The organism is Ruegeria sp. YTSC004 (assembly GCF_059609805.1).
Genome location: NZ_JBXWMJ010000012.1, coordinates 86864 through 107201 on the forward strand (window position 1 = coordinate 86864; position 20338 = coordinate 107201).

Here is a 20338-nt window from a genome sequence, read left to right on the forward strand (position 1 = left end):
ATCGTGGCCGGTCGACCGATTCTTCCGGGCTTATCCCCAATCTGTCCACAAGAGGTTTACGTGGATTTATTTGCTTCCTGCCAGCCACGCGGGTCTTTCAGGAAGGCTTCGACACCGTCAAGTGTTTCCTGATCAAAGGCTTTCTGCGCTTTGGCCTCGGCCAGAACATCCCACCATGTGCACAGGTGATGCAGTTGGATGCCGTGGTCGCCCAACGTTTTTTCGGTCTCGGGGAAGATGCCATAGTAGAAGATGACCGCCGTGTGCCCACAAGTGGCACCTGTTTCGCGGATCGCATCCACGAAGGACAGCTTGGACCCGCCATCGGTGGTCAGATCCTCGACCAGCAGCACGCGTTCACCTTCGCTCATCGCGCCTTCGATACGGGCGTTGCGGCCATAACCCTTTGGCTTTTTGCGCACGTAGGTCATCGGCAGCGCCAATCGCTCGGCAACCATGGCGGCGAAGGGAATGCCCGCGGTCTCACCGCCGGCGATATTGTCGAATGCCTCAAACCCGGCATCCCGCATCACGGTGACGGTCAGGAAATCCATCAGGGTCGACCGAATGCGCGGGTACGAGATCAGCTTGCGGCAGTCGATATAGGTCGGGCTGGGCAAGCCGCTGGCCAGTGTGAACGGCTCACGCGAATTGAAATGGACGGCTTTGATCTCCAGCAACATCCGCGCGGTCAGGCGAGCGATTTCGGTGCTGTCGGGGAATGAACTGGGGATCATAACGGTACCTCTGGGCTGAATGGCATTGCGGGCTGATAGCCCGTCCCGCGGCCCAGAGTCGAGAGGGTGCAAGCAAAAGAAAAGCGGACCTCAAGAAGAGGCCCGCTTTGGCCCTTGCGGGCAAGAGGCAGCCAAGGTGGGCTTAGCTGCTCATGTCATAGGCACGCTCGCCGTGTACCGAAAGATCGAGCCCGTTTGTCTCAGTTTCTGCATCTACGCGAAGCGGGGTGATCAGCGCAACCACCTTGATCAACACAAATGTGACAACTGCCGTAAAGACACCTACGATGACCAGCCCGCCCAACTGCGCGGTCCAGGCACCCAGGCCGAACACAGCGATCATGATGGTGCCAAAGATGCCGCCGACGCCGTGCACCGCGAACACGTCCAGAGTGTCGTCGATGTTCAGCTTGTTACGGATGATGTTCACGGCCTCCTGACACAACACGCCTGCTACGGCACCGATGATCAGCGCCTGAACCGGATCGACATAGCCTGAGGCCGGAGTGATCGAGGCCAGACCCGCAATCGTACCTGTAACCAGGCCCACCATCGAGGCTTTACCATATTTGATGCGTTCATACAGCGCCCATGTCAGCGATGCGGTTGCGGCCGAGATATGCGTGACTGTTATCGCCATAGCGGCACCGCCATCTGCCGCCAATTGTGAACCGCCGTTGAAGCCAAACCAGCCAACCCAAAGCATCGCGGCACCGATCATGACGTAGCCAGGGTTGTGTGGCGGGGTTGTGCGATTGCGGCGCGGGCCAAGGACCACGGCGATGATCAGCGCGGCCAGACCTGCGGTTTCATGCACTACGATACCACCGGCAAAGTCACGCACGCCGATCTCGCCCAGAATGCCGCCATCGGTCAGAATGCCGCCACCCCAGATCCAGTGGACGACGGGTGCGTAGCACAGCAGCATCCACAGGCCCGAGAAGATCATCACAAAGCCATAGCCCACACGCTCGACATACGCGCCGATGATGAGGGCGGGGGTGATGATTGCAAAGGTCATCTGAAAGGCAAAGAACAGAACCTCGGGCAGGGTGCCCGACAGGCTGTCGACATCAACTCCGTTCAGGAAGGCTTTGCCCAGACCGCCCCACAGGCCCGACCCACCGTCACCAAATGCGATCGAGTATCCGGCGACCAACCAAAGTATGCTCATCAAACAAGCGATTGAGAAGCAGTGCATGAAAACGCTCAGCACGTTGCGGGCGCGCACGAGGCCGCCATAGAACAGGGCGAGGCCCGGCAATGTCATGAATAGGACCAGTGCAGTTGCAACTATGATCCAGGCGGTATCGGCTCCGTTCATCAGCCGGTCTCCTCTGTGGCGTCTTCAGCTTGCGTAGCTGGCGTTGAAGCGGAGAGAAGGCGGGGAAAAAAGAGGCAGAGGTGGTTTTTGACGCCTGTTTTAAGGGCCTTTTGTGAACCGGTGATTAAATGAGCGCCAAAATGAGTGGGGTGCTAGATTATTAAGCAATTGACGAAAGGCCGCGTGACAGCAGGTCCAACGCATAATCACGGGCGGTCAGCCGGACCTTGTCACGCCCCAACGCCCCGAATTCGACCGTTTCGGTTATCGTCTTCTGCCCGTCCACTGCCAATCCAAAGCACACGCGGCCTTCGGGTTTGAATTCGGATCCACCAGGACCCGCGATGCCGGTGATGGACACGGTCAATTGCGCGTCTGAATTCCTCAATGCGCCATCGGCCATCTCTTGCGCCACTTCCTCGGACACCGCGCCATGAGCTTCCAGCGTTTCGGGCTGCACACCCAGCATCTGCTGCTTGGCTTCATTGGTGTAGGTGACAAACCCGCGATCCACCACGGCTGAGCTGCCTGGAATATCCGTCAGTGCGGCAGCGACCATGCCGCCGGTGCAGCTTTCGGCTGTCGCGATCATCACGCCTTGCGACTTGGCGCGGTCAAGCAAGGTGGCGACATTCATAGGCCAAGGACACCGTGCGAGATGCCGGCAAAAGCCAGAACGCCGATCCCGGCAAAGACGCCGGCGATCACGTCATCCAGCATCACCCCCATCGCATCACCTTTGCGATCAGCCCAACCGACAGGGCCGGGTTTCGTGATGTCGAACAGGCGAAACAGAAGGAAACCTGCGATCCAGCCGGGCCAAAGGGCTGTAATATCAATTCCATGCGCCCAAGATGGGTAGGAAATGGCCCAAAGCGAGATGAACTGCCCGGCTACTTCGTCGATGACGATTTCGGACGGGTCGTGATCTTCCTGCCCAGCAGTCATCACTTTGGTTGCCCACAGGCCACCGACAAAAACGGCGACAGTGGCGATGACCAACAAGGGAAAACCGCCCAGCGTATGTAGAACCCAGGCCAGGGGCAGGGCGGCCAGAGATCCCCATGTTCCTGGTGCCGGGCGCAGATATCCGACGCCGCAAACCGTCCCGATCAATCGCGCGGCGTTCATGACTTCACCAAACAGGCAGTTGCAAGCGAGGCGATGCCTTCGCTTCGCCCGGTAAAACCAAGGCGTTCAGACGTGGTCGCCTTGACCGATATCTGATCGACGCGCAGCCCCATGATTCGCGCCATTTCTTCACGCATCGTGGATGCGTGCGGACCGATCTTGGGGTATTCGCAGACCAGCGTGCAATCGACATTTGAGATGCTGTAACCCATCTGGGCCGACAACTCGACCGCGTGGCGCAGGAAGATCTCGCTTGCCGCGCCTTTCCATTGCGGGTCCGATGGCGGGAAGTGTTGACCGATATCGCCCTGCGCCAGCGCGCCATAGATTGCATCAGTAACCGCGTGCATGCCGACATCCGCATCCGAATGGCCCTGCAGCCCTCGGTCATGGGGAATTTTGACGCCGCACAGGATTACGTGATCCCCGTCGCCAAAGCGATGCACGTCATAGCCGTTGCCCAGTCTCACATCCATGTCTGTCCCCAATACGCGTTCCGCCCGGGCAAAATCCTCGGGTCTTGTGATTTTGATGTTATCGGCATCGCCTGGCACGATTACCACGTTCATACCTGCGGCACGGGCGACCTCGACATCGTCCGCCGCGCCGCCAGAATGGGCCGCGTGCGCCGCTACAATCGCGTCATAGCGAAAACCCTGTGGGGTCTGGGCTGCGAAAAGACCCGTCCGGTCCTGCGTACCCGTAACGACGGCTTCGTCACCGGTCCAAAGCGCATCTGTAACGGACAGACCGGGCGCTGCAGCCTCATGCTTGGTCAGGGCGGTCAGGACGCCTGTAATGGTCTGGCTGCTCACGCAGGGGCGAGCGACGTCGTGAATCAGGACATGTTCGATCCCCATCCCATCCAATACATCCAGCCCGTTCCGTACCGACCCGGCACGATCGCTGCCACCTTTTGCCAGCAGCAGATCAGAGCCTAAAAACTCGTCGCAAGCGGTCTTATCATCCTCGGACAGCACCAGAACAATATGATCGACCTGATGGCGAAAGCGGTCGATGGTCCAGTCTGCAACTCTGCGTCCGGCCAATGGTCGCCATTGCTTGGGAATGCCGCCTCCGGCGCGCAATCCGCGTCCTGCGGCGACGATGATGGCGGCGGTGGTCATTGGGCGAATTCTCCGATGATTTGAGCGCAGTGTTTAAGCTGCGGTGAATGTAGAGGCAATCACCCGCGTCAAGTTGCTTAAAAAATAGTCAAGTGGTGATTTTGCAAGCTTGTTTCCTGCCGTTTTGTTGTTCATATGCGCGGAATTCGATATCTAAGTCGCAACTGCCCAAGGATTAAGCACGTTGACCCTGCACCTCGCCGACAAAACCTTAAATCCGCCGGTCATGCTGGCCCCGATGGCCGGGATCACCGATCGACCGTTCCGCGATCTGGTGATGCGCTTTGGCGCGGGCATGGTCGTCAGCGAAATGGTCGCTAGTCAGGAAATGGTGCAGGCCAAACCGGGCGTGCGGGAACGGGCCGAGCTGTCTGCTGACGTTGAAAACACCGCTGTTCAACTTGCCGGGCGCGAGGCGCATTGGATGGCCGAGGCTGCGCGTCAGGTGGCCGATCGTGGCGCGCGGGTGATCGACATCAATATGGGCTGCCCGGCAAAGAAGGTGACGAATGGCTATTCCGGTTCGGCGCTGCTTAAGACGCCGGACCACGCGCTGACGCTGATTGAGGCCGTGGTCGAGGCTGTCGACATTCCGGTCACTCTGAAAACTCGTCTGGGTTGGGACGACAACCTGCTGAACGCACCGGATGTGGCGCGCCGGGCGCAAGGTGCGGGCATCCAACTGGTCACAATCCACGGGCGTACGCGGTGCCAGTTCTACAAGGGACGCGCGGACTGGCAAGCGATCCGTTCGGTGAAAGAGTCGGTGTCGATCCCCGTCATCGCGAACGGGGATATCGTAGATACTAATGCAGCGCGCACGGCTTTGGACCACTCAGGTGCCGATGGCGTCATGGTCGGGCGTGGGGCGCAGGGTAAGCCATGGCTGCTGGCCCAGATGTGCCACGATTTGTATGGCGCACAAGCGCCGGTCATCCCCGCCAATGGCGACCTGATCGACATGGTGCGCGGTCATTATGAGGCGATGCTGGACTTTTACGGCACCGATCTGGGGCTGCGCGTGGCACGTAAACATCTTGGCTGGTACATGGATGAGGCCGCGACCCCGGCAACCCTTCGCCGTGCGGTATTGACCTCGCGGGATACCGCCGAGGTGCTCCGTCTGTTGGGCGATGCCCTGCACAGCGACGCAGAGGCAGCAGCATGACCTCGGACCAAAACATCTGGGCTTCACTACCGGTTCCGGCTTTCATTATTGATGCCGATGACCGGATCACCGATGTGAATTCCGCCGGAGAGGGGTTCCTGAACGCCTCCCGTAATGCAGTTATCGGTCATCCGGTCTGGGACCAGATCGCCGTGGATGCACCATTGGAAGAAGCGTTTTTGCGCGCACGCCTACAGGGCACACCGCTTTTCGTGAATGATGTGGATGTGGGGTCAGGTAATCGGGCGCCGCTGCAATGCGCTTTGCAAATTGCGCCGCTGCTTGGGCATCCGGGGTCGATGATCATGACCATGTCCCCACGCGAACTGGCGGGGCGGATGACACGGGGCAACACGGTAAAATCTGCGGCGCAATCGGCGATTGGCATGGCGGAAATGCTGGCACATGAAATCAAGAACCCATTGGCGGGGATCACCGGGGCTGCGCAGCTTCTGAGCATGAATATCAGTCAGCAAGACCTTGAACTTACAGATCTTATCGTTGCTGAAAGCCGCCGAATAGTGAAGCTGTTAGAGCAAGTCGAGCAATTTGGGAACCTGACCCAGCCAGATTTCAAACCAGTCAATATCCACGACGTTCTGGACCGTGCGCGGCGCTCAGCGCTGTTGGGCTTTGGCGCGCATATGACGATTATCGAGGATTACGACCCCTCGTTGCCGCTGGCCTATGGTGACCCGGATCAACTTTTGCAGGTGGTGCTGAACCTGCTCAAAAATGCATCCGAGGCGTCCCCCAAAGGCGGGACAATCCGCCTGCGGACGTATTTCGAACATTCCTTCCGCCTGCGCCGCAGCGACGGTTCGGGGCATTCTTTGCCCCTGCAGATTGAAATCATCGATGACGGCCCGGGGCTACCGGACAACATCCGCAGCGACATTTTCGATCCGTTTGTGTCGGGCAGGGAAAACGGCACCGGTCTTGGGCTGGCGCTGGTCAGCAAAATCATCTCGGACCACGACGGCTGGATCTTGGCTGAGTCGGTTCCGGGACACACCGTATTCCGACTGTCGCTCAGGCGCGCACCGCGCGACGCGACCTGAGATGGACAACCGGGCAGAGATAGTAAGGAGAGCACCTGATGGATGGCACAGTACTGGTCGCAGATGACGATCGCACAATCCGAACCGTACTGACTCAGGCCCTGACGCGGGCCGGGTGCAAGGTTCATGCGACATCCTCGCTGACCACCCTGATGCGCTGGGTCGGCGAGGGCAAAGGAGACGTTGTAATCTCGGACGTGGTTATGCCGGATGGCAACGGGCTGGAGATGTTGCCAAAAATCGCGCAGGATCGTCCGGGGCTGCCGGTCATCGTGATCTCGGCGCAGAACACGATTATGACCGCCATTCAAGCGGCCGAGGCGGATGCATATGACTATCTGCCCAAACCCTTTGATCTGCCAGACCTGATGAAGCGGACCGCACGGGCCTTGGAGCAAAAGCAACGCGTGCAGGCGGATGCGGTCGTACCTGCCGAAGACCGTCCTGAGGAGCTGCCGCTGGTCGGGCGCACTCCGGGGATGCAGGCGCTGTATCGCCTTGTGGCACGTGTGATGAATACCGATCTTTCTGTCATGATTTCCGGTGAAAGTGGCACCGGCAAGTCCTTGATAGCGCGAGCTATTCATGATTTTTCGGACCGGCGCATGCTGCCCTTCGTCACTGCGACCGCTGGTGATCTGCGTGACCTCGAGGGACCTGCGCGCATTATGGCCAGGGTACGGGGCGGCACCCTGTTGATCGACGAGATCGCTGATATCGAAGATGAGGTCCAGGCACGTATTGTCCGGATGATGGACACGCCCGGCGATCATCTTCCGCGTTTTATGGCGACCAGCCAATCGGACCTGACCGAAGCGATGGAAAGCGGGCGGGTGCGTCAGGATCTGTATTATCGACTGTGCGGTGCGACGATCCACGTGCCAGCGCTGCGCGAGCGGGTGGACGATATCACCCTGCTGGTTGACCACTTCCTTGCCCGCGAAGAACGGGAGCATGGCACAAAGCGCTGGCTCAGCTCCGAGGCCGTAGAACTGATCCGAAGGTATTCCTGGCCCGGTAATGTACGACAGTTGGAAAACGCGATCCGACGTTTAAGCCTGACCAGCCGGGCCGAAGAAATATCGAAAGCCGAGGTTGAGATGGTTTTGGGCAGTCAGCCCGAAGCGGAACCGATTCTTGGTGACGGCGAAAGGGAGAAACTCTCGGCCTCTGTGGCCCGTCATTTGCGTCGCTATTTCGATCTGCACGGCAATTTGTTGCCACCTCCGGGCCTGTATCAGCGCATCCTGCGCGAGGTTGAGGGCCCCTTGATCGAGCAGGCACTGGACGCAACCGGCGGAAATCAGGCGAAATGTGCGGATTTGCTGGGGATCAACAGGAATACGCTGCGCAAAAAAATCACCGATCTCGATATTCAGGTGACACGCCGACGCAAACTGATGTAATATCGCCACACAAAGCGTGGCATCCGGGTACAAGCCCGGCAACGACCACGAGATATGGCGGTACGTCGCGCAAGCGGCACATCAGGATGAGGGCAGACGGTGGCAACCCGAGCACAGAGCGGGCTGATCCTATCGATTGATCGGTGGCGGAAATCCCGAAAGCTGCGCAATTTTAGCACCTTGGGGCTGGTCCTTCTGGGGCCAATTCTGGCGTTGGCCACGTATCTGGTCATCGGTCCGTTTGATTTGGGTTCGGCAGCGCCTACGCTGCGGCTGATTCTGCTGGCCGATCTGGTCTATGTGCTGGTCGTTGCAGCACTTGTTCTGGGGCAGGTGTTCAGTCTGATTGCTGCACGCCGTGCAAAATCTGCCGGATCTCGTCTGCACCTGCGGCTGATCGGTGCGTTCACCTTGCTGGCCCTGGTGCCGACAGTGACCGTCGCGATCTTTGCCGGCCTGACGGTAAATATCGGGCTTGAGGGATGGTTTTCGGATCGGGTCCGTCAGGTTGTCGGATCATCCCTGTCCGCCGCAGAGGCCTATGAGCTTGAGCACCGCAGCGGCCTGACACAGGACGCCATCGTTCTTTCTCGGTTCCTCGACAATGCGCGAACGCTGGACTTTTACATCTCGGATGCCGAATTGCGCGAGGTTCTGGCACAGGGACAATCGCAGATTCAACGGGGCTTGCGCGAGGCCTATGTCATTGATGGCGGTGGCGAAATCAAATCTCGTGGCGACAGGTCCTACCTGTTCAATTATGAACCGCCGACACCGGAGCAGATGGTTGAAGCAACCGACAGTGGCCTTCTGATCATTGCCGATTGGCAAAACAACGAATTCCGCGCGCTGGTGCCGTTGCAGGCTTATCTGGACCGGTATCTCTATGTTAGCCGCGAGGTGGATGGCGAACTGCTGAAATTGCTGGATGACACCAAGGAAACGGTTCAATTCTACCAACAGCTTGAAAGTGAAAGGGGCCGGGTTCTTTTTGAGTTCGGGCTCCTGTACCTGGGCTTTGCGGTTATCCTGATCCTTGCCGCGATGTCTTTGGGGATGTGGTTCGCCGAACGCCTGTCGCGCCCGGTTGGCCGTCTGACAACCGCCGCACAAAGGGTCGGTGCCGGGGATCTGAGCGTTCAGGTCATCGAAGAAGCCAGCGATGACGAAATCGCCATGTTAGGTCGTTATTTCAATCAGATGACGCGGCAACTAAAAGGCCAACGCGAAACGTTGTTGGAAAACACGCGTCAAATTGAACGCCGCCGCCGCCTGTTCGATTCTGTACTGAGCTCGGTGACGTCCGGTGTAGTCGGCGTCGATTCGGATGGATGTGTCACATTCGTAAACCGCTCGGCCGAGCGTCTTCTGGACTGGTCGCGCGGTGAAGAACAATTGGCTATCGGCATCGCAGTTCCCGAATTCCTTCCCTTGTTCGAAAATCTGAAAGCCAGCGGTCAAGAGGCCGTACAGGGTGAGGTTAAGGTCACGCGCAAGGGGCGGTTGGAAAACTTGCTCGTGCGCATGGCGATCCGGCGCGGTGAGGATGGCGGTTTGGAAGGCTACGTGGTGGCCTTTGATGACGTGACCGATCTGGTCAGTGCACAGCGCATGGCGGCCTGGGGCGATGTGGCCCGCCGTATTGCCCATGAGATCAAGAACCCGCTAACGCCGATCCAGCTCAGCGCGGAACGGATCAAGCGCAAATTCTCGCGCAAACTGAACGAAGAGGATTGTGACAGCCTTGAATCCATGACCGATGTGATCGTGCGGCAGACCAACGATCTGCGGCGGATCGTGGACGAGTTTTCGAAATTCGCGCGGATGCCCGAACCGGTTCGGCGTGAGGAAGACGTTGTTAACTTGGTGCGCGAAGCCGTGTTGTTGCAGCAAGCCGGACAGCCGGACGTTCAGATCGACGCGACGTTGCCAGACAACCCCATCCTGGCAGATGTCGATGCGACGATGTTGAACCAGGCGTTGACGAACTTGATAAAGAACGCGGGTGAGGCCATTGAAACACTTAAGAAAAAAGGCCCGCCAGAAAATTTGAAGCCACAGATCAAAGTGGACATCTCCAACGATGATACGGGTACGATCATTACAATAGCGGACAATGGCATTGGGTTGCCCGAAGATCGGGCGCGGTTATTTGAACCCTATGTCACCACGCGCGACGAAGGCACGGGGCTGGGCCTGCCCATCGTCAAGAAAATCATAGAAGAACATGGCGGAGCGCTGACTTTGGAAGACGCGCCCGTTTTCGACGGACAGGACCATTTCGGTGCGATGGCCGTGATCCGTTTGCCAGGGGGCAATATTTCCCAGACCGCAGCGCCACAAAAGCAGGCAATTCATACTAACAAACTGAAAGCAGGCCAAAGATGAGCGACATTCTGATCGTAGATGACGAACGCGATATTCGCGAACTGGTGTCCGACATTCTGGAGGACGAAGGCTATTCCACCCGGCTGGCGGCAAACTCGGACGAGTGTATGTCGTCGATCAATTCTGAGCCGCCGGGTCTGTTGATCCTTGATATCTGGCTGAAAGACAGCCGCATGGACGGGATCGATATCCTGAAGTCGGTGAAACGCGACAACCCTGACGTGCCGGTGGTGATCATTTCCGGTCACGGAAATATCGAAATTGCTGTGGCGGCGATCAAGCAGGGCGCTTACGACTTTATCGAAAAGCCGTTCAACATAGACCAGTTGATGGTCGTGATCCGCCGCGCCATGGAGACCTCGCGCTTGCGCCGCGAGAATGCCTCGCTCAAGCGCCGCGAGGTCACAAACTCGGACATGATCGGCAAATCGGCCTCGTTCCGGGCGATGCAGAGCCAGCTGGACAAGGTTACCAAGTCGAACGGCCGCGTGATGTTGAGCGGGCCAGCCGGGTCAGGCAAAGAGATTGCCGCGCGTTATATCCACGCCCATTCCAACCGCGCCAACGCCCCTTTCGTCATCGTTAACTGCGCAGGGGTCGAACCTGAGCGCGTCGAAGAGGTGCTATTCGGGCGCGAGTCAACGGAACGCGGGATCGAATCCGGCTTGCTGGAAGAGGCCCACGGAGGCGTGATCTACTTTGACGAAGTGGCCGACATGCCCTTAGGGACGCAATCCAAGATTCTGCGGGTTCTGGTCGACCAGCAATTCCAGCGGGTAGGCGGGTCTGACAAGGTGCGAGTGGATCTGAGGGTCATCTCGTCGACAAATCGCGATCTTGATGCCGAAATCGAAGCTGACCGGTTCCGCGAAGAGCTGTATCACCGCCTGAACGTTGTGCCGATCGCCGTGCCTTCGATGGAGGACCGTCGCGAGGATATTCCGGTTCTGGCGCAGCATTTCATCGAAATGTGTAACGAAACCCAAGGCTTACCGATTCGCGAAATCTCGGAAGAGGCGGTGGCATTGTTGCAGACCATGACCTGGCCCGGCAATGTGCGTCAGCTGAAGAACCTGATCGAGCGTGTCCTGATCCTGGGCGATGGAACAGGCCCGATCGAAGCCCGCGAATTGCCAACCGAAGAAGAGAAAACCGACGACTCGGGCCGCGTGGTTTTGTCCGGTGCGCTGGCAACGCTGCCGCTGCGGGAAGCGCGCGAGGCGTTCGAACGTGAGTACCTGCTGACCCAGATCAACCGTTTCGGTGGCAATATCAGCCGAACTGCCAGCTTTGTGGGCATGGAACGCAGCGCGCTGCACCGCAAGCTGAAATCGCTTGGTGTTGTGACCTCGAACAAATCCGGGGCGCGGGTGGCGCAGATCGACGAACCAGAACCGGCGGAGTAATCCGCCGGGGCTTTACCCTGCCTGACCCGGGGTGATGATCTGAAACGAGCCGTCGTCGAATTTCACATAGCAGGATTGGGTTCCCAGCGGCGGCAGTTTCGTTGTGCGCGCAGGTGGAACCTGAGACTTTACGCTCTGTTTGCAGGGTGGCAGGCTGATCGGACGAAAGCCTTTTTTGGCCATGCATTGGGCCTCGACCTGATTGCGCAGACCGGCATTCACGTCGACCGTATACACGCGCCCGGGTTCCCACCAACCAGGCGAGCGATAGCAGTGCCCCCGGTTGTCGCAATAAGTGCGTCCCGGCCAGTATGTGGGCGGGCTTTGCCGCACCTGATTAGCCACGGGAACGTCATTTACCGCCTTAACCTGACATTGCGTGGTCTCGGACTGCGCGCGCGACACGCTTTCACCTTCGCGGTAGTACAGCGAAAGTGGGCCGCTGCATGCGGACAGGACGGTCAGAGGAATTAGTAAGTGAAGCACTGATTTCATAGGGTTATCTTGCCCCAGCTTCGCCCGAATGACAATTCAATTGACCGCTTTGGGGGCATCTGTCATTCAAGGATTTCAGGCAGAAGGGCCAGAAACATGAAGGTCATCATATGCGGTGCCGGTCAGGTCGGCTGGCAGATCGCACGGCACTTGTCGGGCGAACTGAATGATGTAACGGTGGTGGACAACAATCCCGATCTGGTGCGCCGGGCGACGGAAACGCTGGATGTTCAGGGGATTGCCGGATTTGCCAGCTATCCTGACGTGCTGGAACGCGCAGGCGCGCGGGATGCCGATATGATCATCGCGGCGACCCATTCGGACGAGGTGAATATGGTCACCTGCCAGATGGCGCATTCGATCTTTTCCATCCAGCGCAAGATCGCGCGGTTGCGGGCTAAATCGTATTTGCAGGCGATCCATTCGGATCTGTTCCGTCGTGACCACTTGCCCATCGACGTCGTGATCAGCCCTGAACGCGAAGTCGCAGCTGCTGCCATGCGCCGCCTTTCGGCCCCGTCCGCCTTTGATACTGAGATGTTCATGGATGGGCAGGCGCAGCTGTTGGGCATCCGTATTGACGAAGATTGCCCCATCGTGAACACGCCATTGCGGCAGCTCACGGACCTGTTTTCGACGCTCAGCTCAATCGTTGTCGGTGTTCGGCGGGATGGAACGCTGTTTGCGCCTGAATCCGAAGATCAGCTATTTGTCGGCGACGAATGCTATGTCTTTACCAATGTCAAAGACGTGGACCGCACAATGGAGGTTTTCGGCAAGACCCACAAAAAGCAGGACCGCGTCGTGATCGTTGGTGGCGGCAATGTCGGGTTGGAAGTGGCCCGGACGTTGGAAGAGCGTGAAAGCCGCGTGCGCGCCAAGGTGATCGAGCGTGATCGCCAAAGCGCTGAAATAGCCGCCGAAACACTGGAACGGACGATTGTCCTGAATGGCGACGGGCTGGATGCCGCTTTGTTGCGCGAGGCCGGGATCGAGCGCGCCGACGCGATGTTGGCGGTCACCGATGACGACCGTGCCAACATGCTGGCTGCGGTGCGGGCCAAGGCCGAAGGTTGTGCCTTGGCAATTGCCTTGATCAATGATCCCAGCATGGTTGCCCTGATGGGCCCACTGGGGATCGACGCCTATATCAACCCGCGTGCAACCACTGTCAGCTCGATCCTGCGCCATATTCGCCACGGGCGGGTGCGGCAGGTGTATTCTATCGGGGATGCCGAGGCGGAAGTGATCGAGGCCGAGGTGCTGTCGACCTCGCCCATGGCAGGACAGAAGCTGCGGGATATCGATTTTCCCGAAGGCGTTCTGGTGGGTGCTGTACGAAAAGGCGATGAGCTTTTGCGCCCGACAGGCAGCCTGCGGATCGACGAAAAGGACGTGGTGGCAATCTTTGCGATGGCCAAGGACGTGCCCGAGGTCGAGCGCCTGATGCAGGTTTCAATTGATTTCTTCTGATGGCGCGCGCTCTGAGACAACAGATCACTTTGATACAGCGATTGCCGCTGTTTCTGTTGATCTCGGGAATCGCTGCGTTGTCGATGTGGATTCCAGCGATTTACGCGCTGGCCTTGGATGATCACGACACGTCGCGATCCTTTTTCTATTCCGGCCTTCTGGGACTGTTCGTGGTATCCACGATCGCTGTGGCAGCATCAAATCGGGTGCCGCGACGTGGGACGCTTGGGCAACTGGCCGTGTTGCTGGGGTGTTTTACCGTTCTGCCGCTGTTTCTGGCGATTCCGCTGCATGATGCCTTGGGCAACACCACCTTTTTGAATGCGTATTTTGATATGGTCAGTGCTGTGACCACCACCGGTGCAGATCTGTTTCCGGACCCGGATCGCCTGACCGCACCTCTACACCTGTGGCGTGCTTTGGTCGGCTGGATGGGCGGCTTGCTGATGTGGATTGCTGCCGCTGCAATTCTGGCGCCCTTGTCGCTGGGCGGGTTCGAGATTACGGCGCGCGGCCAGCCCGGTCGCCCGGTGTCGGGCGTCGCACAAAGCGAAGAGGTCGACCCCCGCGGCCGTCTGATCCGTGTGACCCGGACCTTGACACCAGTCTATACCGGTCTGACCTCAACCATTTGGATATTGCTACTGATCGCTGGCGAAAACGGTTTGACTGCCGTGTGTCACGCCATGTCAACCATGGCCACGTCGGGGATATCTCCGGTCGGCGGGCTGGAGGGGGCGCAGGCAGGCATAACGGGCGAGGCGATCCTGTTTCTGTTCCTGTTCTTCGCTTTGTCGCGGCTGACGTTTTCGACCGATACGGCGACCACAGGTTATTCCCGGCTGGACCAAGACCCCGAATTCCGGATTGGCTTGATGATTGTGGTTGTCGTCGCGGCACTGTTGTTCGCGCGCGTCTGGGCCGGCGTTCTGGAAATCGGCAATCAGCTGGAACCGCTTCAGGCACTCAGCGTGATTTGGGGCATGATCTTTACGGCGTTGTCTTTCCTGACCACAGCCGGTTTCGAAAGCGCAAACTGGAATGATGCCCAGCAATTGTCCGGCCTTGGCACCCCCGGACTGATCCTGATGGGTCTCGCCCTGATCGGAGGTGGGGTGGCCACAACGGCGGGTGGGGTCAAACTGTTGCGGGTCTTTGCCCTGTACCTCAATGGCGCGCGCGAGATTGATCGGTTGATCTATCCCTCATCCGTTAGTGGCATTGGCGGCGGTAACCGTCGCATTCAAAGCGACGGAGCCTTTATCGCCTGGATATTCCTGATGATGTTCGCCCTGACCGCAGCACTGTTCAATCTGCTGCTGGCCGCGATGGGGTCGGGGTTTGAACAGGCGATGGTCCTCAGCGTCGCGGCACTCAGCACCACCGGGCCGCTGATCGAACTGGCCACCGATGTTCCCATCCGTCTGGTCGATTTGCCCTGGGGCGCAAAGCTGACCATGTGTGCGGCTATGGTGATCGGGCGACTGGAAACATTGGCGATCATTGCGCTGATTACGCCAACCCTCTGGCGAGACTAAGAATCCTCACCTTTGCCGACACCTTATTTTTCATCTGGAATATCGGTTAACGACACTCCATACTCTGCCAGAGGGAGCGCGTTGGTCCGCAGCGCGTAGCAAGAACAATGGCGAGATTATAATAATATGGCTTCGGACAGACAGAATCTGCAGGACGCGTTCCTGAATAATGTACGGAAAGCAAAGGTCCCGGTCACAATTTTCCTGATCAACGGTGTGAAATTGCAGGGTGTCATCACCTGGTTCGACAATTTCTGCGTATTGTTGCGCCGCGACGGACAGTCGCAGCTGGTCTATAAACACGCAATTTCTACGATCATGCCGTCGCAGCCGATCAACCTGTATGAGGGCGAAGACGCCTCTTGATGGAACATGACAGGACGCGCACCCGGGCTTGGGTGCTGCATCCGGAAATCAAATCAGATGAACAGCGCCGTGTTCCTGGACCGGCGCTGGAAGAGGCGGTGGCGCTGGCTGCCGCTTTGCCCGATCTGGATGTGATCGGGTCCGATATTGTGCGCCTGCCGCGTGCCCAGCCGGGGCTTTTGTTCGGGACCGGCAAGATCGAAGAATTGGGCGAACGATTTCATGACGCCGAGGTCGAGCTGGTTCTGATCGACGGGCCGGTTACCCCCGTTCAGCAACGCAATCTGGAAAAAGCGTGGAAGGTCAAAATTCTCGACCGGACCGGGTTGATTTTGGAGATTTTCAGCGACCGCGCCCGTACTCGTGAAGGTGTGCTGCAGGTCGAGATGGCCGCGCTCAGCTATCAGCGTACGCGTCTGGTGCGCGCCTGGACCCACCTTGAACGTCAGCGGGGCGGGTTGGGGTTTGTCGGTGGTCCCGGTGAAACCCAGATCGAGGCTGACCGAAGGGCGATTGACGATCAGCTTGTGCGACTGCGCCGTCAATTACAGAAGGTGATCAAGACCCGGACATTGCACCGTGCTGCGCGAGCCAAGGTGCCGTATCCGATTGTTGCGTTGGTGGGCTATACGAACGCCGGCAAATCAACTTTGTTCAATCGCCTGACCGGTGCCGAGGTGATGGCCAAGGACATGCTGTTCGCAACTCTGGACCCCACGATGAGGCGGGTTGAGCTGCCCGATGGTCCCGAGGTGATTCTGTCGGACACGGTGGGGTTCATTTCGAACTTGCCGACCGAACTGGTCGCGGCCTTCCGCGCCACACTCGAAGAGGTTCTGGGCGCAGATATCGTCGTGCATGTGCGCGACATCAGCCATGAAGACACCGAGGCGCAAGCCCGGGATGTCGAGACCATTTTGACCTCGTTGGGCGTTGATGACGAACGGCCCCGGCTTGAGGTCTGGAACAAGATCGACCTGTTGAACGAAGATGAGCGCGAGGCCACGTTTGCCCGGGCCGACCGCGACCCGTCGATCTTTGCCATTTCTGCTGTGACGGGCGAAGGCATCGAACCTTTGTTGGCCGAGATCGCGGTTAATTTGCAGGGGGTTCGGCACGAGATGGTTCTGACGCTGGCATTTGCCGAAGGCAACAAGCGTGCGTGGCTGTTCCGTCAGGATGTCGTTCAATCCGAAGAGCAGACGGATGACGGATTTCAGATCACCGTATTGTGGACCGACAAGCAGGCGGCGCAGTTCGCCGCGCTTTGATCGATAAGCGAGGTCACGATGGCAAAAGTTAAGGTGGTTCTGCGTGGTCATATTTCGGTGCCTGCCGACCGTGTCACACAGGTGCGGGAGGCGTTGCCGGACCACATCGCCCTGACTCGGGCCGAACCGGGTTGCATCACATTCGACGTCACAGAAGACGCGGATATTCCCGGTCGGTTCAACGTACACGAAATTTTTGAATACCAAGCGGCCTTTGACGCCCATCAGGCGCGAACCAAAGCCTCGACCTGGTTCAAGGTGACAGAAGGCATTCCGCGCGACTATCAGATCACGCGCGTTTAGGCGGGGCGTCCGCTACTGCCCGTCTATCTGGCGCTGATAGTCGTCTGCATCGAACCAGAAAAGCGAAGATTGGACTTCGTTGTCTTCGGTCAGCTCCCATTCTTCCCAACCACGTGTGACCACGTGGTTGCCGGTCTCGGAATGATGACCTTCCAGTGTCCAGACAAAAATCGCGTGTGATCCGGCCCATCGCAGCATGTCGCAGCGCACTTCCAGATCCGGGAAGTCGGCGTAGAATCCGCGCGCCATGTCTGCGACGGCGGCACGGCCGACAATTGGTTCACCCCGGTTGATCGTGATCTGCCCGTCGGGGGCAAAAAAGCTGGCAACCGCATTTGGGTCGCCTGAGCTCCACGCGATTGCGTAATCGCGTGCGAGATTGTTCAACATATCCCGAAAACTGGCCATCTGTACCCCCAAGGTCCCGAATTGTCGGCTTGCAGATCGTAGGCGAAAACACCTGCGCGCGTCCACGGCAGCTTGCAAAAGGGGCAAGGTCCTGCCGAAGCAGTGAAATCAGCGCGGGGTCAGGTTGGTTACGCCGACTGCTGCCGCGCGGGCCAGATCCATGTCCAGTGACATGGGGATATACTCACCTCGCCGCCAAAGCTGGGCCTGATCGTCGTAGTAGCGCGACAGGAAATGCCCCGACTGACCCGTTGCCGTGATAAAGACCGAACTGTTGGGATCGGCAAAATCATAGACGCCGCGATATCCCGCACCGTGCACGTTTTGGAAAGGGTTGGGCCCTTCGCCTGATGTCCGTCCGCGCAGTAGGGTGTTGTCGCCGCCGCTGGTGGATTGGCGGATGTTGACGAAGAACCGCAGAACGGGAACCGTGCCCAGAACCGGGTGGTCATGCGTGGCCTGATGGGCGTCTCCCCAGCGCAGCGATTCCAGCGAACCACCGTATTTCTCGCTGATCCAGATCAGCGCGTCGTCCAGCGCCAACCGGGCCATGTCGGTGCAGGTTTCCACTGGCGCGCTCTGGCGCACGTCGCACCAGACCGAGGCGCCGTCGATATCGCGGTAGACCCGTTCGATGAACAGCGGTTCAACATGTTTGTATTCGGCAGCCAACGGCCCCAACTCGTCCGAGATCAGTCGGATTTGCAACGCGCGCAACCATGCGGCATAGATCAGCGGTTCGGGCAGGTGTTCATTCATCTCACCGTTCCATTCGGCCAGCAAGGCCAGCGCGACCTGACGCTGGCGTTCAGGTGTGCCGTCGGGCGCAGAGGCTCCGGTGAACCAAAGATCGGCGCCGATTAGCGGCAGAAGCGAGCGGGCGGTAAAGCTGACGGTATCAAGCTGCGCTTCGATAAAGCTGTCGCGGGTGTGAACCTCGCGCGATTGCATAAGGCGTTCCCAACGGTGCACGCGCTGCGTATCACCCCATTCATACGAGACATGGTCGGGGAAGGGGCGGTCGATGATCTTGTTGTTTGTATTGCCCAAAATCCCCCCTGCCGGAGCCACGAACTCGGGGTTGTTCGCATAGGGCAAACGTCCTTGCCACGAATTCTCGGCCAGCCAACCGGGCGTTGGGATACGGCCGCGGCTTTGGTTGCGAAGGTCTCGGCTTGGCATTGCGCCGATTAGTTTCATGCCGATCGTGTCCTTGTCGACCAGCGACAGGTTTTGCGAGGGCGCAATGAACAGCTCGGCCACATCGATGGCTTCGCGCACACTGTCCGAATTCATCAAGGCCATCGACGCTGTCATCGACGTGTCACGCGGGCTGAGCGCCGTCCAGGACAACGACGCGACGTGTCCGGGCGGGGTGATCGTTTCCAGATCGTAGTGGCTGCCGGGCAAGACGGGTCCGTTCTCGGTCCAGCGCAGGGTCAGTGTGATTGGGGCTTCATCTTTAATCTCGATGATTGAGGGGCGCGAGCGGAACTGTTTATAACCTTCGGGCGACAGGTATTCTTCTGAGTTTTCAGGGTTCAGCTGTTCGATGTGAACATCCTGATCGTCTAGGTAAGACGACGTCAGACCCCAGCCCAGCCGGTCACTGCGGCCCGTCATGATCGCGGGAACGCCTGGAATGGTTGCACCGATGACACCGCCTTTGGCAAGCTCCAGCCGTGCCAGGTACCAAATGCCCGGTGCGGTCAGGCCCAGATGAGGGTCGTTGGCCAGCAGGGTGCCCCCGATCGCCGAACGCGAAGGCGCGGCGGACCACGCGTTCGACGCCCCGGCCAAGCCGCGTTTAGGGAATGGTGACAGCGGCGAGTCTGGCATCGGCGTGCCTTCGGCATAGCGCGGTAGTTCTGGGAACAAAGACGCATATTCCGGCAGCGCCGCGATGCCCGCACCCGGCACATCTGGCAGGATATCGGCCAGCCGCTGAGGATCGTTCAGCATCAGGGATGTGCGGGCGCGCAGGACCTCATCTTTCAAATGGCCGGACAGTTGCAAGCTCATCAGTTTGATGATCGCAATGCTGTCGCCGGGCTGCCACGGCGAAACAGATGCGTTGAACAGAAACATCTCGGGCGCGCCGCGTCCCAATGCGTTCTCATTGATCTCGTCCAGCCGGGCATTTACGCCCGCAGAATAAGCGCGCAGCGCAGCTTTGGTGTAATCGTCCTGCACCTCGACCGAGCGGTGGGCAAGACTGTACAAGTCAAAACGGCGCAAGAGCTTGTCGATGGGGACAGTGCGCTTGCCAAACACTTCGGATAAACGGCCCTGCGCCGTGCGACGCATCACGGTCATCTGCCACAGGCGATCCTGCGCATGGGCATAGCCTAGGCCAAAGAACACGTCCGGGTCGCTTTCGGCCAGAATATGCGGAACATTGGCGGTGTCGCGCACGATCTCGACCGGGGCGCGCAGCCCGTTGACTTCGACGGTCTGATCATAATCCGGCAGGGACTGGCTGGCCAGAAAGTAGACAAGGCCCACAGCCGCAACGGCCAACAGGATCAGGCCCGTAGCAATCCGTACCAGCCAGCGAAAGACAAGACCCATGAACGCCCCATATCCCCATAAGAAATTATTGGCTGAACCCTACTGGAAGGACCGGGCAACCGAAAGAGGAACGCCGCGCGAACGTTGAGTTAACATGTTGAGATGAATAACCCCGCCATATGGTTTTGAACATGTGGCGGGGTTCGTGGCAAAGGGGGGGGTGGT

Annotated in this window: 18 protein-coding genes; 10 read left to right on the forward strand and 8 right to left on the reverse strand. The window is 58.7% G+C overall.

All coding sequences use genetic code 11. The features are described 5' to 3' along the window. Window positions 1-56: 56 nt before the first annotated feature. The 5 genes from AC2FFP_RS19090 to AC2FFP_RS19110 all read right to left on the reverse strand — a co-directional run bounded on the left by AC2FFP_RS19090 (window position 57) and on the right by AC2FFP_RS19110 (window position 4319). The gene (locus AC2FFP_RS19090) at window positions 57-737 is read right to left on the reverse strand and encodes an orotate phosphoribosyltransferase (protein ID WP_480508506.1); all 681 of its coding nucleotides are present in this window, start codon (window positions 735-737) and stop codon (window positions 57-59) included. Between the two features lie 142 nt (window positions 738-879). After that, window positions 880-2061: an ammonium transporter gene (locus tag AC2FFP_RS19095; protein WP_109311760.1), complete on the reverse strand. Its 1182-nt coding sequence runs from the start codon at window positions 2059-2061 to the stop codon at window positions 880-882. A gap of 160 nt (window positions 2062-2221) precedes the next feature. After that, window positions 2222-2698: a CinA family protein gene (locus tag AC2FFP_RS19100; RefSeq protein WP_496881369.1), complete on the reverse strand. Its 477-nt coding sequence runs from the start codon at window positions 2696-2698 to the stop codon at window positions 2222-2224. After that, complete coding sequence (locus tag AC2FFP_RS19105; RefSeq protein WP_496881370.1) at window positions 2695-3192, reverse strand: phosphatidylglycerophosphatase A family protein; 498 nt, start codon at window positions 3190-3192, stop codon at window positions 2695-2697. The genes AC2FFP_RS19100 and AC2FFP_RS19105 overlap by 4 nt, the downstream gene beginning before the upstream one ends. Further along, complete coding sequence (locus AC2FFP_RS19110; protein WP_496881371.1) at window positions 3189-4319, reverse strand: bifunctional 2-C-methyl-D-erythritol 4-phosphate cytidylyltransferase/2-C-methyl-D-erythritol 2,4-cyclodiphosphate synthase; 1131 nt, start codon at window positions 4317-4319, stop codon at window positions 3189-3191. Before AC2FFP_RS19110 ends, AC2FFP_RS19105 begins: the two co-directional genes overlap by 4 nt. Before the next feature lie 184 nt (window positions 4320-4503). On the opposite strand from AC2FFP_RS19110, the gene dusB reads away from it, so the two are divergent. The 5 genes from dusB (at window position 4504) to ntrX (ending at window position 11748) form a co-directional block, all read left to right on the forward strand. Next, window positions 4504-5487 carry a tRNA dihydrouridine synthase DusB gene (gene dusB / locus AC2FFP_RS19115; protein ID WP_496881372.1) on the forward strand — a complete coding sequence of 328 codons (984 nt, stop codon included), beginning with the start codon at window positions 4504-4506 and terminating at the stop codon, window positions 5485-5487. Continuing rightward, entirely contained in the window at window positions 5484-6548 is a 1065-nt protein-coding gene (locus AC2FFP_RS19120; RefSeq protein ID WP_496881373.1) for a two-component system sensor histidine kinase NtrB, read from the forward strand. The genes dusB and AC2FFP_RS19120 overlap by 4 nt, the downstream gene beginning before the upstream one ends. Before the next feature lie 38 nt (window positions 6549-6586). Further along, window positions 6587-7954, forward strand: a complete 1368-nt coding sequence (locus tag AC2FFP_RS19125; RefSeq protein ID WP_496881374.1) for a response regulator — start codon at window positions 6587-6589, stop codon at window positions 7952-7954. A gap of 99 nt (window positions 7955-8053) precedes the next feature. Continuing rightward, window positions 8054-10342, forward strand: a complete 2289-nt coding sequence (locus tag AC2FFP_RS19130; protein WP_496764606.1) for a sensor histidine kinase NtrY-like — start codon at window positions 8054-8056, stop codon at window positions 10340-10342. Further along, window positions 10339-11748, forward strand: a complete 1410-nt coding sequence (gene ntrX, locus AC2FFP_RS19135) for a nitrogen assimilation response regulator NtrX (RefSeq protein ID WP_496738462.1) — start codon at window positions 10339-10341, stop codon at window positions 11746-11748. The genes AC2FFP_RS19130 and ntrX overlap by 4 nt, the downstream gene beginning before the upstream one ends. A gap of 12 nt (window positions 11749-11760) precedes the next feature. Here ntrX and AC2FFP_RS19140 read toward each other — a convergent pair whose 3' ends face one another. Then, window positions 11761-12243, reverse strand: a complete 483-nt coding sequence (locus tag AC2FFP_RS19140; protein ID WP_496721695.1) for a hypothetical protein — start codon at window positions 12241-12243, stop codon at window positions 11761-11763. A gap of 96 nt (window positions 12244-12339) precedes the next feature. On the opposite strand from AC2FFP_RS19140, the gene trkA reads away from it, so the two are divergent. The 5 genes from trkA to AC2FFP_RS19165 all read left to right on the forward strand — a co-directional run bounded on the left by trkA (window position 12340) and on the right by AC2FFP_RS19165 (window position 17194). Then, the gene (gene trkA / locus AC2FFP_RS19145) at window positions 12340-13716 is read left to right on the forward strand and encodes a Trk system potassium transporter TrkA (RefSeq protein WP_109311769.1); all 1377 of its coding nucleotides are present in this window, start codon (window positions 12340-12342) and stop codon (window positions 13714-13716) included. Continuing rightward, a complete protein-coding gene (locus tag AC2FFP_RS19150; protein ID WP_496723048.1) occupies window positions 13716-15254 on the forward strand; it encodes a TrkH family potassium uptake protein in 1539 nt (512 codons plus the stop codon). The genes trkA and AC2FFP_RS19150 overlap by 1 nt, the downstream gene beginning before the upstream one ends. 126 nt (window positions 15255-15380) lie before the next feature. Beyond that, window positions 15381-15620 carry an RNA chaperone Hfq gene (gene hfq, locus AC2FFP_RS19155; RefSeq protein ID WP_005982826.1) on the forward strand — a complete coding sequence of 80 codons (240 nt, stop codon included), beginning with the start codon at window positions 15381-15383 and terminating at the stop codon, window positions 15618-15620. Next, window positions 15620-16891, forward strand: a complete 1272-nt coding sequence (gene hflX, locus AC2FFP_RS19160; protein WP_496764609.1) for a GTPase HflX — start codon at window positions 15620-15622, stop codon at window positions 16889-16891. Before hfq ends, hflX begins: the two co-directional genes overlap by 1 nt. An 18-nt stretch (window positions 16892-16909) precedes the next feature. Beyond that, window positions 16910-17194 (forward strand): putative quinol monooxygenase, encoded by a 285-nt coding sequence (locus AC2FFP_RS19165; protein ID WP_496881375.1) that lies wholly within the window; start codon window positions 16910-16912, stop codon window positions 17192-17194. Window positions 17195-17206: 12 nt separating this feature from the next. Here AC2FFP_RS19165 and AC2FFP_RS19170 read toward each other — a convergent pair whose 3' ends face one another. Both AC2FFP_RS19170 and AC2FFP_RS19175 read right to left on the reverse strand, forming a co-directional pair. Next, entirely contained in the window at window positions 17207-17602 is a 396-nt protein-coding gene (locus tag AC2FFP_RS19170) for an SgcJ/EcaC family oxidoreductase (RefSeq protein ID WP_496738465.1), read from the reverse strand. Between the two features lie 108 nt (window positions 17603-17710). Beyond that, window positions 17711-20173, reverse strand: coding sequence for a penicillin acylase family protein (locus AC2FFP_RS19175; protein ID WP_496881376.1), 2463 nt, complete (start codon window positions 20171-20173; stop codon window positions 17711-17713). Window positions 20174-20338: the final 165 nt, after the last annotated feature.

Coding starts and splice junctions, on each gene's coding strand:
- AC2FFP_RS19090 (WP_480508506.1), bottom strand. CDS start 737: ATGATCCCCAGTTCATTCCCCGACAGCACCGAAATCGCTCGCCTGACC.
- AC2FFP_RS19095 (WP_109311760.1), bottom strand. CDS start 2,061: ATGAACGGAGCCGATACCGCCTGGATCATAGTTGCAACTGCACTGGTC.
- AC2FFP_RS19100 (WP_496881369.1), bottom strand. CDS start 2,698: ATGAATGTCGCCACCTTGCTTGACCGCGCCAAGTCGCAAGGCGTGATG.
- AC2FFP_RS19105 (WP_496881370.1), bottom strand. CDS start 3,192: ATGAACGCCGCGCGATTGATCGGGACGGTTTGCGGCGTCGGATATCTG.
- AC2FFP_RS19110 (WP_496881371.1), bottom strand. CDS start 4,319: ATGACCACCGCCGCCATCATCGTCGCCGCAGGACGCGGATTGCGCGCC.
- AC2FFP_RS19120 (WP_496881373.1), top strand. CDS start 5,484: ATGACCTCGGACCAAAACATCTGGGCTTCACTACCGGTTCCGGCTTTC.
- AC2FFP_RS19125 (WP_496881374.1), top strand. CDS start 6,587: ATGGATGGCACAGTACTGGTCGCAGATGACGATCGCACAATCCGAACC.
- ntrX (WP_496738462.1), top strand. CDS start 10,339: ATGAGCGACATTCTGATCGTAGATGACGAACGCGATATTCGCGAACTG.
- AC2FFP_RS19140 (WP_496721695.1), bottom strand. CDS start 12,243: ATGAAATCAGTGCTTCACTTACTAATTCCTCTGACCGTCCTGTCCGCA.
- trkA (WP_109311769.1), top strand. CDS start 12,340: ATGAAGGTCATCATATGCGGTGCCGGTCAGGTCGGCTGGCAGATCGCA.
- AC2FFP_RS19150 (WP_496723048.1), top strand. CDS start 13,716: ATGGCGCGCGCTCTGAGACAACAGATCACTTTGATACAGCGATTGCCG.
- hfq (WP_005982826.1), top strand. CDS start 15,381: ATGGCTTCGGACAGACAGAATCTGCAGGACGCGTTCCTGAATAATGTA.
- hflX (WP_496764609.1), top strand. CDS start 15,620: ATGGAACATGACAGGACGCGCACCCGGGCTTGGGTGCTGCATCCGGAA.
- AC2FFP_RS19165 (WP_496881375.1), top strand. CDS start 16,910: ATGGCAAAAGTTAAGGTGGTTCTGCGTGGTCATATTTCGGTGCCTGCC.
- AC2FFP_RS19170 (WP_496738465.1), bottom strand. CDS start 17,602: ATGGCCAGTTTTCGGGATATGTTGAACAATCTCGCACGCGATTACGCA.
- AC2FFP_RS19175 (WP_496881376.1), bottom strand. CDS start 20,173: ATGGGTCTTGTCTTTCGCTGGCTGGTACGGATTGCTACGGGCCTGATC.